This is a genomic window from Embleya scabrispora (assembly GCF_002024165.1).
Taxonomy (GTDB): domain Bacteria; phylum Actinomycetota; class Actinomycetes; order Streptomycetales; family Streptomycetaceae; genus Embleya; species Embleya scabrispora_A.
Map to the genome: position 1 here is coordinate 643,301 of NZ_MWQN01000003.1, position 14,467 is coordinate 657,767.

Below are 14,467 nucleotides of genomic sequence, written 5' to 3' on the forward strand. Positions count from 1 at the left end.
CTTCGGCGATCTCGGCTCCCGTCCCGCCGACCCGCGCGGGGAAGGCCGGGGCTGATGATCGGGTACCGGCCGGGATCCGGTTTGACGGGACCGGTCTGGGGCCAGACTTCGGGGGTGAACGAGCGTGGGGTGGCGATCGAGGTCCTGCTGGTCGAGGACGATCCCGGGGATGTGCTGCTGACGCGGGAGGCGTTCGCGGACAGTGTCCCCAGTTCCCTGCGCGTGGTCGGCGACGGCGTCGCGGCCCTGGACTTCCTGTACCGACGCGCGGGATACGAGGACGCGCCCCGGCCGGATCTGATCCTGCTGGATCTGCAGTTGCCCCGGATGGGCGGCCGTGAGGTGCTCGAACACCTGAAGGCGGATGCCGACCTGCGGCGGATACCCGTGGTGGTGCTCGCCTCCTCGTCCGCCGAGGAGGACATCCTGCGCAGCTACGACCTGCACGCCAACGCGTACGTGACCAAGCCCGTGAACCTCGAGGACTTCGTGGCGGTCGTCCGCGGGGTCGACGACTTCTTCCGCTCGATCGTGCGCCTGCCCGAACAGATGTGAACACGGGGCAGCGCACCACACGGCCACGGCCGACGAGTCGGCGCGTGACCGTGAACCGTGAACCGTGAATCGAAAGGCCCGGCACCATGACCCACAACGACCTGTCCGACCGACGCGTCCTGGCGATCGTCACCAACTACGGGGTCGAGCAGGACGAACTGGTCGTCCCCGTTCGGGAACTGCGCGAAGCAGGCGCGGAGGTGGCCGTCGCGGCGACCTCGGCGGAGCCGATCCGCACGCTCGTGAGCGACAAGGACCCGGGTGTGGCCGTGGAACCCACGCTCGTGCTCACCGACGTGGACCCCGCCGGCTACGACCTGCTGCTCGTGCCCGGCGGCACGCTCAACGCCGACTCGCTGCGGCTGAACGACACCGCGCTCGCGATCGTGCGCTCCTTCACCACCTCCGGCCGCCCCGTGGCCGCCATCTGTCACGGCCCGTGGTTGCTGGTCGAGGCCGACGTCGTCCGCGACCGCACGCTCACCTCGTATCCTTCGGTCGCGACGGACATCCGCAACGCCGGCGGCCGCTGGCTCGACGAGTCGGTGGTCCGCGACGATACGGGCGACTTCGTGCTGATCACCTCGCGCAACCCGGGCGACATCAAGGACTTCCTCGGTCAGATCGAAACCGTCCTCGGCCGGTGAACGGCCGCCGGTAGCCGATGGCCGGCCGACCGCCGCAACGCGAAACCGCCCCCGCCGACACTCGTCGGTCGGGGGCGGTCTCGCGTGGGTGGCAAGGCGCGGCCGGACGGCGGTCAGGTGCCGAGCGCCTGCTGGAGCTGCTTTTTGTTCATCGAGGAACGGCCCTTGATATTGCGGCGTTTGGCATCCGCGTAGAGCTGGTCGTAGGTGGGCCCGGTGGACCCGGAGTGCGAATGTTTCCCGCCTCGGCGACTTGCGGGCATGTCTTCGAGGGACGTGCGGCTCGCGGTCTTGGACTCGCCCGCCTGGGCACGTTCCTTGTTCACCGTGCGGGCCGCGATCTCCTCGGCGCGCTTGGTGGATTCACCGCGCTTCTTCGCACTGTCCTTGATGTGCTCGTACTGCCGTTCCCGCTTGGGGCTCGATCCCCTGGGCATGGCACCCCTCCTGTCTTCACCGAGTGAAAATCGGACAACACGGCCCGTACCCGGCCTGCCCGCGAGCATGCGGCCCGGCACCGCGGCCGCGGGTCGGCCGGCGCCTGGAGGCCGTTGGCCACGATCGCCGCCGACGCGATCGGCAGCGCGGTCTCGGCCATACGCCGGTCGGCGAAGCCGGCGACGCCCGCGAGGGCGCCGATCGGGCCGAGCACGACGGGCCACCACATCATGCGGTTGCCGAAGCCGGCGCGATCGTGCTCGAGGTGGATCTCCCCGCCGTCACCAGGGAGCCCGCGGCGGTGAGCAGCGCGAGGGTGCGCTGGAAGCGCCCGTGCCGCACGTCGCGCACCAGGCGGTCGAGCACCGGCACGGCGGTTTCGGGGCGGACGGGCATCGGTCTCACTGCCCCTCGTCCGCGCCCGGCCGATCCGGGCGATCGCGCCCGCCGGGCAACATCTCCTGAAGCTTGGCCTTCAGGCCCTGGCGGAACATCCCGCCCCGGTCGCTGTCGCCGTGCACGACGGCGGCCACCGCCGCCTCGATCTGGTCGAGCGTGGCGTGCGGCGGGATCGGCGGCACGGCGGGATCGGTACGGAAGTCGAGGACGAACGGCCGGTCCGCGGCCAGCGCCTCGCGCCAGGCCGGCTCCACGTCCTCGGGCCGGTTCACCCGCAGGCCGCCCAGACCGATCGAGCGGGCGAAATCGGCGTAGGGCACGTCGGGCAGGTGTTGCGACTCCTCGAACTGCGGCGCGCCCTCCATCGCCCGCATCTCCCATGTGACCTGGTTCAGGTCCTGGTTGTTCAGGACGGCGACGACCAGGCGCGGGTCGCTCCACTCGCGGCGATACTTGCCGGCGGTGATCAGTTCGGCCATCCCGTTCATCTGCATCGCGCCGTCGCCGACCAGGGCGATCGCCGGTCGCTCCGGGTGGGCGAACTTGGCGCCGATCGCGTACGGCACGCCCGGTCCCATGGTGGCCAGGGTGCCGGAGAGCGAGCCGCGCATGTCGCCGCGCATCCGCAGGTGCCGGGCGTACCAGTTGGCCGCCGAGCCGGAGTCGGCGGTGACGATCGCGTCGTGCGGGAGCAGCGCGTCCAGCGCGTGCACCACGTATTCCGGGTTGATCGGGTCCGCGTCCACCGCCGCGCGCCGCTGCATCACCTCCCACCACCGCGCCACGTTCGCCTCGATGCCCGAGCGCCACGCGCCGTGCTTCTTGGCCCGCACCAGCGGCAGCAGTCGGCGCAGCGTCTCACGCGCGTCGCCGATCAGGTTGATCTCGTACGGGTAGCGCAGCCCGATCATCGAGGGGTCGATGTCGATCTGCACCGCCCGGGCCCGGTCGTACTCCGGCAGGAACTGCGAATAGGGGAAGTTCGACCCGATGGAGATCAACGTGTCGCACTCGCGCATCAGTTCGTACGAGGGCCGGGTGCCGAGCAGACCGATGGAGCCGGTGACGTAGGGCAGTTCGTCGGAGAGCACGTCCTTGCCGAGCAGCGCCTTCGCCACGCCCGCGCCGAGCAGTTCGGCCAGTTCCTCGACCTCCGCCCGGGCGCCGCGCGCACCCTGGCCGACCAGGATGGCGACCTTCTCGCCGTCGTTGAGCAGATCCGCGGTGCGGCGCAGGTCCTCGTCGCCGGGCACCGGTGCGGACCAGGTCGCCCCGAGGCTGGACGGCACCATCTTGAAGGCGTGCCCGGGGGCGGTGTAGTCGAGGTCCTGGACGTCGGAGGGCACGATCACGGCGGTGACGGTGCGCCGCGCGGCGGCGATCCGGATGGCCCGGTCCAGCACGTTGGGCAGCTGTTCGGGCACGGTCACCGTCTCGCAGTACTCGGACGCGACGTCCTTGTACAGGCTCGCCAGGTCCACTTCCTGCTGGTACGAGCCGCCCATCGCGCTGCGCGCGGTCTGGCCCACGAGCGCCACCACCGGCACGTGGTCGAGCTTGGCGTCGTAGAGACCGTTGAGCAGGTGGATCGCGCCCGGCCCGGAGGTGGCGGCGCACACCCCGACCCGGCCGGAGAACTTGGCGTAGCCCACCGCCTGGAACGCGGCCATCTCCTCGTGTCGCGCCTGGATGAACCGTGGCCGGTCGTCCGCCCGCCCCCACGCGGCCAACAGGCCGTTGATGCCGTCCCCCGGGTAGGCGAAGACGTACTCGACGTCCCATTCGCGCAGCCTGGCCAGGATCCGGTCCGCGACCTTCTCCGACATGACGTTCCCTCTTCCCTTCATCGGCGCCACCGCGTGGGTGCCCGGCGCACCACCACGTTCCGGGAAACGCGATCGTGGCCATGCTGCTAACCGCGCGCCGGCTCGGGAAACGACCCATCGAGGCAAAGACTCGGTAGACGCCCGCTCGGCGGATCCTCCCGGCGGGGCAGGTGTCAGGGGCACGAGGGAAGCCGGTGCGGCGGGCGAGGGCGGTGGTCGGGACGGCTGCGGTCCTGTGGCGCCGGGCACAGCGTGGCCAGGGTCGGCAGGGCGAGGGTCGCGGCGGGCGGCGGGTCAGCGTGCCGCGATGAGGTCGATCACGAAGACGAGGGTGGCGTTGGGGCGCATCTCGCCGGGTGGGGTCGCGCCGTACGCCTTGTCGGGTGGGATCACCAACTGCACCCGGCTGCCGACACGTTGGCCGACCAGGCCCTCGTCCCAGCCGGGGATCACCTCCCCCGTGCCGATGCCGAAGACGGCGGGTTCGCCGCGGGACCACGAGGAGTCGAACACCGCGCGGTCGCTCTGGTAGACGCCCACATAGTCGACCGTGATCTGCTGCCCGGCTCGGATCTCGGGGCCCGAGCCGGGTTCGAGTACACGGGTCACCAGCCCGCCGGCGCCCTTGGTGACGTCGAGGGCGCGGATGTCCGGTTGGGTGCGTGGTGGGGCGGACGCGGCGGGCGAGGACGCGGACGACGGCTGCCCGCCGGACGGGACGGAAGCGGCTGGGCGCGTGGGCGGCCCCGTCGTGGCGGAGCGCGTCGCGCTCGCCGTCGGCTTGGGGGTACCCGCGGACCGGTTGCCGGCGTCGTCGTCGCGCGTGGCCAGGACGACCGCGACGGTGATCGCCGACACCACGACGACCGACCCGGCGGCCAGGAACGCCCGGTACCGCGGCCACGCTCGGGGCGGCTTGGGCGGCGGTGGTGGCAGGAACCCCGGGAACCCGTCGGGACGCGGCGGCCCGCCGGGCATGGGAGGCACGGGTGGCACCGGATCCGTGCGAGGCGGCGGCGGCACGGGCGGCACCGCACCCTCCTCGACCACATCCGCCGGCACGGGCACGGTCACCGCCGACGCCTGCGGCACACCCTCGTCCATGGGCACCGTGCCGGCCGGCGCTCCCCCGTCCACGGGCGCAGCACCGACCGGCGCCCCGTCCCGACCCCCGCCCGGAATCGCCCCGGCCACCGCCGCCGGCAACCACCACCCCGCGCCCGCGCCCGCCACGCTCGCGTCGATCGCCAGTTCGGCCAGCACCTCGGCGGCCGTCGGACGCGCCGTCGGCGACTTGTCCAGGCACGCCGACACCAGCGGCACCAACGGGGCGGGCACACCGTCGAGATCGGGGGCGTCGTGCACGACCCGATAGAGCAGGGCCGGCACCGACCCGTGCCCGAACGGCCCGCTCCCGCGCCCCGCGAACGCCAGTACCGCGCCGAGCGAGAACACGTCCGACGGCTCGCCCACCTCACGGTCCGCGCACTGCTCGGGCGACATGAACCCCGGTGAGCCGACCGTGCTGCCCGTGCGGGTGAGCACGCTCGCCTCGACCGCCCGCGAGATGCCGAAGTCGATCACCTTGGGCCCGTCGGCGGCCAGCATGACGTTGGACGGCTTCAGGTCGCGGTGGATCACGCCCACCGCGTGGATCGCCGCCAGCGCCTCGGCCAACCCGGCCCCCAGCGCCCGCAACGGCCCCACCGGCCACGGCCCGTACCGCGCCACCGCGTCGGACAGCGCCATGCCGTCGACGTACACGGTGGCCAGCCACGGGCTCGGCGCGTCCGGCGCCGCGTCGACCACGGCCGCCGTGAACGCCCCGCTCACCGCCCGGGCCGCCGCCACCTCGCGGGCGAACCGCCGCCGGAAGTCCGCGTGCTCCGCCAGGTCCGGCCGCACCACCTTGACCGCCACGGCCCGCCCCGACGCCGACCGCCCCAGGTACACCCGGCCCATGCCGCCCTGTCCGAGCCGCCGCTCGATCCGGTACGGCCCGATCCGCGCCGGATCGTCGCCCGTCGGCCCGCTCACGCCGTCCCCCACCTGCGTCCCCTCGCCACGTGCCGCCCCGACGACACCCGCCGCCCGCGCCGCGCCTCACCCGACCGGCCCCGGCCCGGGTGTCCGCGATCATCCCACTCGCGGGCTCACCCGCGCGTCGGGTTCCCGTCGATGCCCTCGCCCCGGGGCAGCAGCCCGGTCTCGATCGCGGTGACCACCGCGTGGGTGCGGTCGCTGACGTCGAGTTTGGCGAAGATGCGGAGCAGGTGGGTCTTGACCGTGGCCTCCGCGATCACCAGTCGGGCGCCGATGTCCGCGTTGGACAGTCCGTCCGCCACCGCGTCCAGGACCTGGATCTCGCGGGAGGTGAGCACCACCGGGGCGGGTCGGCGCATCCGGGCGACCAGGCGCTCCGCGACCCTGGGAGCCAGTACGGTCTGGCCCCGGGCCGCGGAGCGGATGGCGTCGACGAGTTGTTCGCGGGTGGCGTCCTTGAGCAGGTAGCCGATGGCGCCGGCCTCGACCGCGCTCTCGATCTCGGCGTCGGTGTCGTAGGTGGTCAGGATCAACACCCGGGTCCGCTTGCCCAGCCCCACGATGCGGGCGGTGGCGGCCACCCCGCCCAGCACCGGCATGCGCAGGTCGAGCAGCGCCACGTCCGGCTCCAGGCGCTCGACCAACTCGACGGCGGCCGACCCGTCGCCCGCCTCGCCGACGATCTCGATCGTGGGGTCCGCGGCCAGCAGCGCGACCACCCCCGCCCGCATCACCGAGTGGTCGTCGACCACGACGACGCGCAGCGTGTCCCCGTTCGTGTCGCCGCTCATGTCGCGCTCTCCCGCCGGTAGTCGTGCACATCCGCCACATCCGCCCCGGCCGCCTCGGCCGCACCGTCGACGGGAATCATCGCCAGGATCCGCGTACCGTCCCCGACCGAGCTGGTGACCGTCAACTCGCCGCCCAGCTCGGCCAGTCGCCGACGCATCCCGTCCAGACCGAAGCCTCGGGCCTCGTCCACCACGAACCCCCGCCCGTCGTCGGTGATCTCCAGCTCCACACCGTCCGCGACCCGGGTGAGCACCACACCCACCGTGCCGGCGTCCGCGTGTTTGCGGATGTTGGCCAGCGACTCCTGCGTACAGCGCAGCAGCGCGATCCGGGTGCGCTGATCACACTCGACGTCGGGCAGTTCGGCCTCCACGTTGATTCCCGTGTCCTGGGCGAAACGGTCCAGGGTCCGGCGCAGCACCCGGGCCGGCGACCCGGTGACCAGGCCGCTCTGTGGGGCCGAGCCGACCAGTACCCGCGCCTCGGCCAGGTTCTCCCGGGCGGTGCGCTCGATCGACAACAACTGCCGCTCACTCGTGTCGGGATCGTTCGCCAGGCCCGAGCGCGCGGCCTCCGCCAGCACCACGATGGAGGCGAACCCCTGGGCGAGGGTGTCGTGGATCTCCCGGGCCAGCCGCTCCCGCTCCTCCGCGGCGCCCCGGCGCAGATCGGCGTCCGCCAACCGCTCCCGGGCGCCGGCCAGTTCGCTGTCCAGGGCCCGCACGCGAGCCCCGTTCTGCTCGATGTAGCGATGTACCGACAAGCCGACCGGCACGCTCACCGCGTAGGCGATCAGAGTCGCCGTGGTGTTCCCGGTGAGCAGGTTCGGACTCCAGCCCTGCGAGGCGACGCCGCCGAGCACGGTGCCGGCGGCGGCGACGCCGCTGCGCATGATCGAGGGATAGGGGGCGCGGGCGGCGAACCAGAAGTGCGGAAGGCTCGCCACGTACAACGACGCACCGCCGTCGCGCACGTAGGCCAGCGCGACCAGGCCGACGGTCAGCACCGCCGGGAAGGCGCTCGGCCGCAGCACCCGATTCCCCGGGAACACCCGTACGACCAGGTAGCTCAGGCCGAGCAGGACCGGCAGCCCGACCGCCCACAGCCGCTTCGCCCCGGGGTCGCCCGCCCCGGCCAGGGCCACCGGGCAGAGCCCGAGCAGCACCCAGAACAGGATGTACCAGCGGTGCGGCGTCCACATCGGGAAACGCTCGGGGGACCGCGGCCGTTCGGACATGGCGCTCAGCCTACGTTTTGGGCCGGTCGAACCTCGGCGGCGGGGGTGCGGCCCCGGCCCCGGCGCAGTGCGATCGCCGGCCACCAGCTGCGTTCGCCCAGCAGCAGCATGGCGGCGGGCAGGATCATGATCCGGATCACGAACGCGTCCAGGAGCACGGCCACCGCGAGGCTGAAGCCGAACTGCTTCATCTCGATCAGGTGCAGGCCGATGAAACTGGCGAACACGGTGACCATCACGAACGCGGCGCTGGTGACCACGCCCGCCGAGTTGCCGATCCCGTCGAGTACGGCCTGCCGGGTCGTCACGCCGCGCCGCACGGCCTCGCGGATCCGGCTGATCACGAACACCTGGTAGTCCATGGACAGTCCGAACAGGATCACGAACAGGAACAGCGGCACCCGGGAGCCGATCGAGCCGGTCGAGTCGAAGTCGAGCAGCGCCTCGGCCCAACTCCCTTGGAAGACCAGGACGAGCAGTCCGAGCGCGGCGCCGGCCGACAGCAGGTTGAGCAGCATGCCGAGCAGGCCCAGGACCACCGAGCCGAACGCGATCACGGTGATCACGAAGGTCACCAGGAGCAGTGTCGTGACGATCATCGGCAGCTTGGTCTTCTGGTGTTCGGGGTAGTCCGCGTAGCGGGCCACGTCGCCGGTGACCGCCACGTCGACCCCGCGCAGTCGGCCGATCGTGGCCGGTACGTAGTCGTCGCGGACCCGATCGAGCGAGTCCTGCGCCGCGTCGGTACTGACGAAGTGCGGCACGCGCAGCTCCAGCATGGTGATCCGGTGGTCGGGCGAGGTGCGCAGTTCGGCGATGCCGGCGAGCGCCGGGTCGGTCTTGGCCCGTACCTCCAACTCGCGCAGCGCGCCGGCCACCTCGTCGGCCCGGCCGGCGTCGGCGCGGACCACGACCTGGTGCATCGACTTCAGCTCCGGGAACGCCTCGTTCTGCCGATGCCAGGTGTCCATGGCGGGCAGGTCCCGGGAGTAGGTCTCACGGCCGATCTCGGTCAGTTTCAGGTTCGCGAGCGGGGCGGCCAGGGCCAGCATGGCGAACACGGCGACGGCGAGCGTCGCGACCGGGCGGGCGGCGGTGACTCGCAGGACGGCCGAGGTGATCCGGCCGGCACCACTGCGCGCGGGCTTCGCGGCGACCGGCTCGCCCCGGCGGGCCGCGCGCTCGGCCTTGGCCGCGGCGCGGCGTTCGGCCCGGGCACCGAGCTTGACCAGCAGCGCGGGCAGCGCGGTCAGCGAGCCGATCACCGCGACCACGGTGACCACGATCGCGCCGATGGCGATGGAGGAGAAGATCACGTCGTCGGCCAGGAACAGCGTCGCGCTGGAGGCGGCGACCGCGAGCCCGGAGACCACGACGGCGTGTCCGGAGGTGGCGGCGGCCAGTTCGACCAGGGCTCGGGAGTCGAGTCGCCCGCCCGAGCGGGCCCGTTCCTCGCGTTCGCGCTTGAGGTAGAAGAGCGCGTAGTCGACGCCGACGGCCAGGCCGATCAGCAGGATCACGTTGGTGCCGACCCCGGCGTCCGGGAAGACGTGCGACGCGAGCATCGACAATCCGACGGCCGCCGCGATCGCGGACAGCGCGAGCACCAGCGGCACGGCGGCCATCGCCGCCGAGCGGAACACGATGAACAGGGTGATCAGGGTGATCGGCAGTGCGATCATCTCGGTCTTGGCGAGGTCGTCGCCGCGTTGGCCCTGGACGTCCTTGCTGATCGAGGGGCCGCCGCTCTCCGCGATTCGCAACGACGGATGTTCCGCCCGTACCTTCGGGGTCTGTGCCAGGAGCGGGTCGACGTGCTTCTTCCCCTCCTGCTCCTCACCCTTCATGGTGATGTCGACCCGAACCGCCCTGCCGTCGGCCGAACGCACCGGCGCCCCGACCGAGGACACCTCGGGCAGTCGCCGCATGCGGTCCGCGATCTCGCCGGCCGCGGCGTCCGCCTCCGGGCCCACCCGTTCCGCGCCGGCCTTGGCGGTGATCAGCACCCGCTCCATCGGACGCTGCTCCAGGCCGCCCTGCGCGGCCAGCGCTTCCCCGCGACCGGCCTCGCCCACCCGATAGTCCTCGCTGGTGGCGGTGTTCGTCCCGGCGGCGATGCCGGCCCCCAGGCACAACGCGACAAACAGCACCCAGCCGGCGATGGCCCACCAGGGACGCCGAGCACTCCACCCGGCCACTCGAACAGGAAGTTTCGTCATGTCCGAATCCTGTTCGTCGGGCCGGTTGCCTCGACAGCCTCGACCGACGGAACTCCTTGTCCACCGATCGGTGGACAAGGAGTTCGGGGAGGGGGTTCAGTCCAGGATCGCGATGGCCTCGACCTCGACGAGATGGGCGGGAATGTCCAGGGCGGCGACGCCCAGGAGGGTGGCCGGGGCCGCCGGCGTCACACCCAGTGCGGCGGCGGCGCGGGCGATGCCGTCGAGGAGCGGCGGCATCTTGTCGGGCGTCCAGTCGACCACGTGCACGGTCAACTTCGCGACATCGTCGAAGGACGCCCCGACAGCGGCCAGGGCGGTGCCGACGTTGCGGTAGCACTGTTCGACCTGGGCGGCGAGATCACCCTCGCCGACCGTGACCCCGTCGGCGTCCCAGGCGACCTGCCCGGCCAGGAAGACCAGCTTCGACCCGGTGCCGACCGACACCTGCCGATACACGTCGACTTCCGGCAGGCCGGCGGGGTTCGTGAGGGTGATGGCCATGGTGCTACCTCCGTAGTGGTCTCCGATGGTTACTCGGAAACCATAGGAGAGTGAGCGCTGACCTGGAAGAACGCACTTTTCGGTGCCCGAGGAACTCGAAGGTGACCACGGGAAGGTGGGTGCCGCCCCCTCACGACGCGTCGAGAACGGCGCCCACGTCCCTGCGCAGCGCGCGCAGCACGAAGGGTCGGGCGTCGTCCAGGTACAGGTGCCCGCCCGGAAAACGCCGTACGCCGGACGCCGGCGGGTCCGGACGGCCCAGGCGGGCCCAGGCGCGCAGCCCGGACTCGTCGACCGACGTGTCCTCCGTCCCCGCGTAGACCACGATCGGGCAATCCGGCGGCGCGCCGGGAACGTGCGTGTACGTCTCGGCGATCGTGTAGTCGGCGCGCAGCCGGGGCAGCAGGGCGCGCAGCAGCTCCGCCTCGTGCGGCCCGGCGTCGGCGCTGCCGCCGAGGCGGGCCACCTCGGTCAGGAACGCGTCGTCGGGCAGCAGATGGCGCTCGCGCGCCGACGCGGCCACGCGGTCCGGCGCCTCGCTGCCGGAGGCGATCAGGAGCAGCGGCGGACGGCCGCGGGCGGCGAGGCGCCGGGCCGTCTCGTAGGCGGTGATCGCTCCGAGGCTGTGCCCGAACACGGCGTACGCGAGACCGGGCGCCGTGTCGAGGTGCGCGGCCAGCGCGTGCGCCGCCGTCGTCGCCAGGGTGGTCATGTCCGGCGGCACCGGTTCGCCGACCCTGGTGTCGCGGCCGGGCAGGAGGACGGGGCAGACCTGGATGTCCGGGCGCAGCTCCGTCGTCCAGGCGCGATACGTGCCGCTCGCACCGCCGGCGTGCGGGAAGCAGTACAGCCGAGCCCGGCAGCCGGGGTCGGGTTCGGGCGTGGGCGGCACCCAGGACGCGGAATCAGCCATCGGTGTCCTCCCGTGCGGTGTCGGGGGCCGCCGAGGGTCGCTCGGCGGCGGAGCCGGCCGCTCCCGCCGTCGCGGCTCCGATCGTCGGTGCGGCGAAGAACGCCTCCAGGTCGAGTTCGACGCCCAGTTCGCGCCGTACCCGGGCGACGAATCGGGCCGCGTCCAGCGAACTGCCGCCCGCCGCGAAGAAGTCGTCGCCGGGGGCGAGCCGGTCCACTCCGAGCACCTGGCCGGCCAGCGTGAGCAGGGCCCGCTCGGTCGCGTCGCCCGCGACGTCCTCGGCGGTGCCGCCGCCTCGCGCGGCCAGGCTCGGCAGGGCGCGGCGGTCGATCTTGCCGTTGGCGTCCAGCGGCACGGCGGCGAGGGCGCCGATGCCCGAGGGCACCATGTGCGCGGGCAGCCGCTCGCGCAGGTGGGCACGCAGCCGCTGCTCGTCGAACCCGGCGTCCGGGGCGGGCAGTACGTGTGCCTCGATCCGGCCCGCCAGCACGTTGAGCACCGCCGTATGGACATCCGGGTGCGTCTCCAGGGCCGCCTCGATCTCGCCGGGTTCGATGCGGTGTCCGCGCACCTTGACCTGGTGGTCGGATCGGCCGAGGAAGTACAGCGCGCCGTCGCGGGCCCGCGTGACGATGTCGCCGGTGCGGTAGAGCCGGCCGCCGGGGCGCGGGGCGAACGGGTCGGGGACGAAGCGAGCCGCGGTGAGGCCGGGGCGGTTGCGGTAGCCGCGGGCCAACCCCGCGCCGGCGACGTGCAGTTCCCCGGGAGAGCCGAGCGGCACCGGGGTGCCGAACTCGTCCAGGACGTGGACGCGGACGTTGTCGATGGGCCTCCCGATCGGCACCGACGCCTCGACGTCCCGGGGGTCGAGCCGCCAGTGGGTGACATCGATCGTGCATTCGCTGGGACCGTAGAAGTTGTGCAGTTCAACCCCCGGGACCGCCGCGTGGAAGCGGGCGCACAACTGCGGGGACAACACCTCGCCGCCGCAGAACACCCGTCGCAGGTCGGGCAGATCGGCGAGGGCCGGCTCGCGTTCCTCGATCAGCACGTCGAGCAGCGAAGGTACGCAGGCCAGCACGGTGACGCCCGTCGCGGCCGCCTCGGCGAGCAGGGCGTGCGGGTCGCGGCTCGCCTTGCGCGGGGCCACGACCAGGCAGGCGCCGGAGGTCAGCGGAGCGAAGATCTCCCAGACCGAGATGTCGAAGCCGAGCGAGGTGTGTTGGAGGATCGTGTCCGCGCCCGTCGAGCAGAACGCGCGGGCGTCCCACAGGAGTCGGTTGACCAGGCCGCGGTGCTCGATCTCCACGCCCTTGGGGGTCCCGGTGGACCCGGAGGTGTAGATCAGGTACGCCAGGCCGCCGGCGCCGACCGAGGCGCCCACGGGCGTGCTCGGCGCCCGCTCGATCCGGTCCGCGATCGTGTCCAGGAACAGGATCGGGACATCCGTCTCGGGCAGCCATTCGCCCGTCCACTCGTGGGTCAGGAGCAGTACCGCCGCACTGTCGCGGATCAGGAACTCGACCCGCACGGCGGGGTATTCGGGGTCGATCGGCACGTAGGCGCCGCCCGCCTTGAGTACGGCCAGGATCGCGACGATCGCATCGACGCCGCGATCCATGCAGATCCCGACCGGGTCGTCGGGGCCCACGCCATGGTCGCGCAACACGTGCGCGAGGCGGTCGGCCCGCCGGTCCAGTTCCCGATAGGTCAGCGTCGTGGACCCGCATCGCAGCGCGATCCGGTCGGGGCGGCGGGCCGCGGTCCGCTCGAACAACTCGTGTACACACACGTCGTCCGGCCGGTCGACGGCGGTGTCCTCGACGGCTCGCGGAACCCGCCGACGGGCCACCTCGACCACGTCCGCGGGCGCCGGCGGACCGATCACGTGCGGGCGTCGGGACGGCGGGGCGTACGGGTGGTCGACGCCGCGGGTGTACGCGGCTTCGCCGGCCGTCTCGGCGAGGAGGCGCCGGCGGCAGCGGGCGGCGACGCAGTCCCGGGCCAGGCCCGCCGCGCCGTGTACCTGCGAACCGTGCGAGACGCACGCCTCGACCAGGGGGCGCAGCGCGGCGAAGATCGCCTCTGCGCGGGCCAGTACACCCTCGGCTTCGCCGGGATCCGCCGCCAGGCACAGCAGTTCCTCCCCGATCGCCAGGCGCAGTGCCTCCTGCCGGGCCCGGTGCGCGGCGAGCGGGATCGCCACCGCCTGGTAGTGGCCGATCTTTTGCCCGAACTGGCGGCGTTCGCGGGCTCGTTCGATGCCGACGTCGACGGCGGTGGCGCCGATTCCGAGCAGGTGCGCGCAGCGCAGCAGTACGGCGGTGGCCCACAGGGGACCCGCGTCGAGCGCGCCGGCTCTCGGCGCCGGGCGCGCGGAGATCGCCCACAATCGCCCGTCGGGTCCGACGAGTTCTTCGGCGAGGAGGTCCGCGCCCTCGATCGGGCGCACTCCGGTCGGGCCGTCCGGAAGCAGGAGGAGTTCGGGCACGGCGTGCGTCAGGTAGGCGGTCGTCCCGTCCTCGCGGGTCACCCGGGGGTGGGTCGGTGGGCACAGCGTCACGCGTGCCCGATCCGTGTCCGATCCGCCCGGCAGGCCCCATCCGGCCAGGACGGGTGCGGCCGGTACGGGGTCCATCGCCTCGGCGGGCAGCAGGGCCCGGCCCAGACTCTCCGCGAGCAGCGCCGCCTCCGTGCCGCCCAGCCCGAGCCCGCCCTCGTCGGCGCTCACGAGCAGGTCGTGCCAGCCGTGCCGGACCAGCACGGCACGCGCGTCCTGCGACCGGTCGGGGTCGCGACGCACGTCCGCGTCGTTGTCCTCGGCGGCGCAGTGGCGCCATGCGGTGGTGAAGTCGCGGACGAGGCGACGCTGCCACGTGGTGTGCGCGAACATC

The 14,467-nt window shown here is 72.9% G+C and carries 12 protein-coding genes; 2 read left to right on the forward strand and 10 right to left on the reverse strand.

Translation table 11 applies throughout. From position 1 onward, the window contains the following. Positions 1-114 precede the first annotated feature (114 nt). Together B4N89_RS38385 and B4N89_RS38390 are read left to right on the forward strand one after the other, a co-directional pair. A complete protein-coding gene (locus B4N89_RS38385) occupies positions 115-555 on the forward strand; it encodes a response regulator (protein ID WP_235619205.1) in 441 nt (146 codons plus the stop codon). 86 nt (positions 556-641) lie between these two features. Next, complete coding sequence (locus tag B4N89_RS38390) at positions 642-1,202, forward strand: DJ-1/PfpI/YhbO family deglycase/protease (RefSeq protein WP_078981168.1); 561 nt, start codon at positions 642-644, stop codon at positions 1,200-1,202. A gap of 113 nt (positions 1,203-1,315) precedes the next feature. Here B4N89_RS38390 and B4N89_RS38395 read toward each other — a convergent pair whose 3' ends face one another. The 10 genes from B4N89_RS38395 to B4N89_RS38440 form a co-directional block, all read right to left on the reverse strand. After that, on the reverse strand, positions 1,316-1,639 hold the full coding sequence (locus B4N89_RS38395; RefSeq protein WP_078981169.1) for a plasmid stabilization protein: 324 nt from the start codon (positions 1,637-1,639) through the stop codon (positions 1,316-1,318). Positions 1,640-1,868: 229 nt separating this feature from the next. Then, on the reverse strand, positions 1,869-2,036 hold the full coding sequence (locus B4N89_RS52120) for a hypothetical protein (RefSeq protein WP_235619206.1): 168 nt from the start codon (positions 2,034-2,036) through the stop codon (positions 1,869-1,871). A 5-nt stretch (positions 2,037-2,041) separates the two neighbouring features. Further along, positions 2,042-3,865: a thiamine pyrophosphate-requiring protein gene (locus B4N89_RS38405; RefSeq protein ID WP_078981170.1), complete on the reverse strand. Its 1,824-nt coding sequence runs from the start codon at positions 3,863-3,865 to the stop codon at positions 2,042-2,044. 294 nt (positions 3,866-4,159) lie between these two features. Then, positions 4,160-5,902, reverse strand: a complete 1,743-nt coding sequence (locus B4N89_RS38410) for a protein kinase domain-containing protein (RefSeq protein ID WP_143658233.1) — start codon at positions 5,900-5,902, stop codon at positions 4,160-4,162. A 116-nt stretch (positions 5,903-6,018) separates the two neighbouring features. Next, positions 6,019-6,699, reverse strand: a complete 681-nt coding sequence (locus B4N89_RS38415; protein WP_078981172.1) for a response regulator — start codon at positions 6,697-6,699, stop codon at positions 6,019-6,021. Continuing rightward, entirely contained in the window at positions 6,696-7,937 is a 1,242-nt protein-coding gene (locus tag B4N89_RS38420; RefSeq protein WP_078981173.1) for a sensor histidine kinase, read from the reverse strand. Before B4N89_RS38420 ends, B4N89_RS38415 begins: the two co-directional genes overlap by 4 nt. A 5-nt stretch (positions 7,938-7,942) precedes the next feature. After that, positions 7,943-10,156, reverse strand: a complete 2,214-nt coding sequence (locus B4N89_RS38425) for an MMPL family transporter (protein ID WP_078981174.1) — start codon at positions 10,154-10,156, stop codon at positions 7,943-7,945. Positions 10,157-10,252: 96 nt separating this feature from the next. After that, positions 10,253-10,660, reverse strand: coding sequence for a RidA family protein (locus B4N89_RS38430; RefSeq protein ID WP_078981175.1), 408 nt, complete (start codon positions 10,658-10,660; stop codon positions 10,253-10,255). A 130-nt stretch (positions 10,661-10,790) separates the two neighbouring features. Then, the gene (locus B4N89_RS38435) at positions 10,791-11,573 is read right to left on the reverse strand and encodes a thioesterase II family protein (protein ID WP_078981176.1); all 783 of its coding nucleotides are present in this window, start codon (positions 11,571-11,573) and stop codon (positions 10,791-10,793) included. Next, complete coding sequence (locus tag B4N89_RS38440) at positions 11,566-14,466, reverse strand: amino acid adenylation domain-containing protein (RefSeq protein ID WP_078981177.1); 2,901 nt, start codon at positions 14,464-14,466, stop codon at positions 11,566-11,568. The genes B4N89_RS38435 and B4N89_RS38440 overlap by 8 nt, the downstream gene beginning before the upstream one ends. Between the last annotated feature and the right edge of the window lies 1 nt (position 14,467).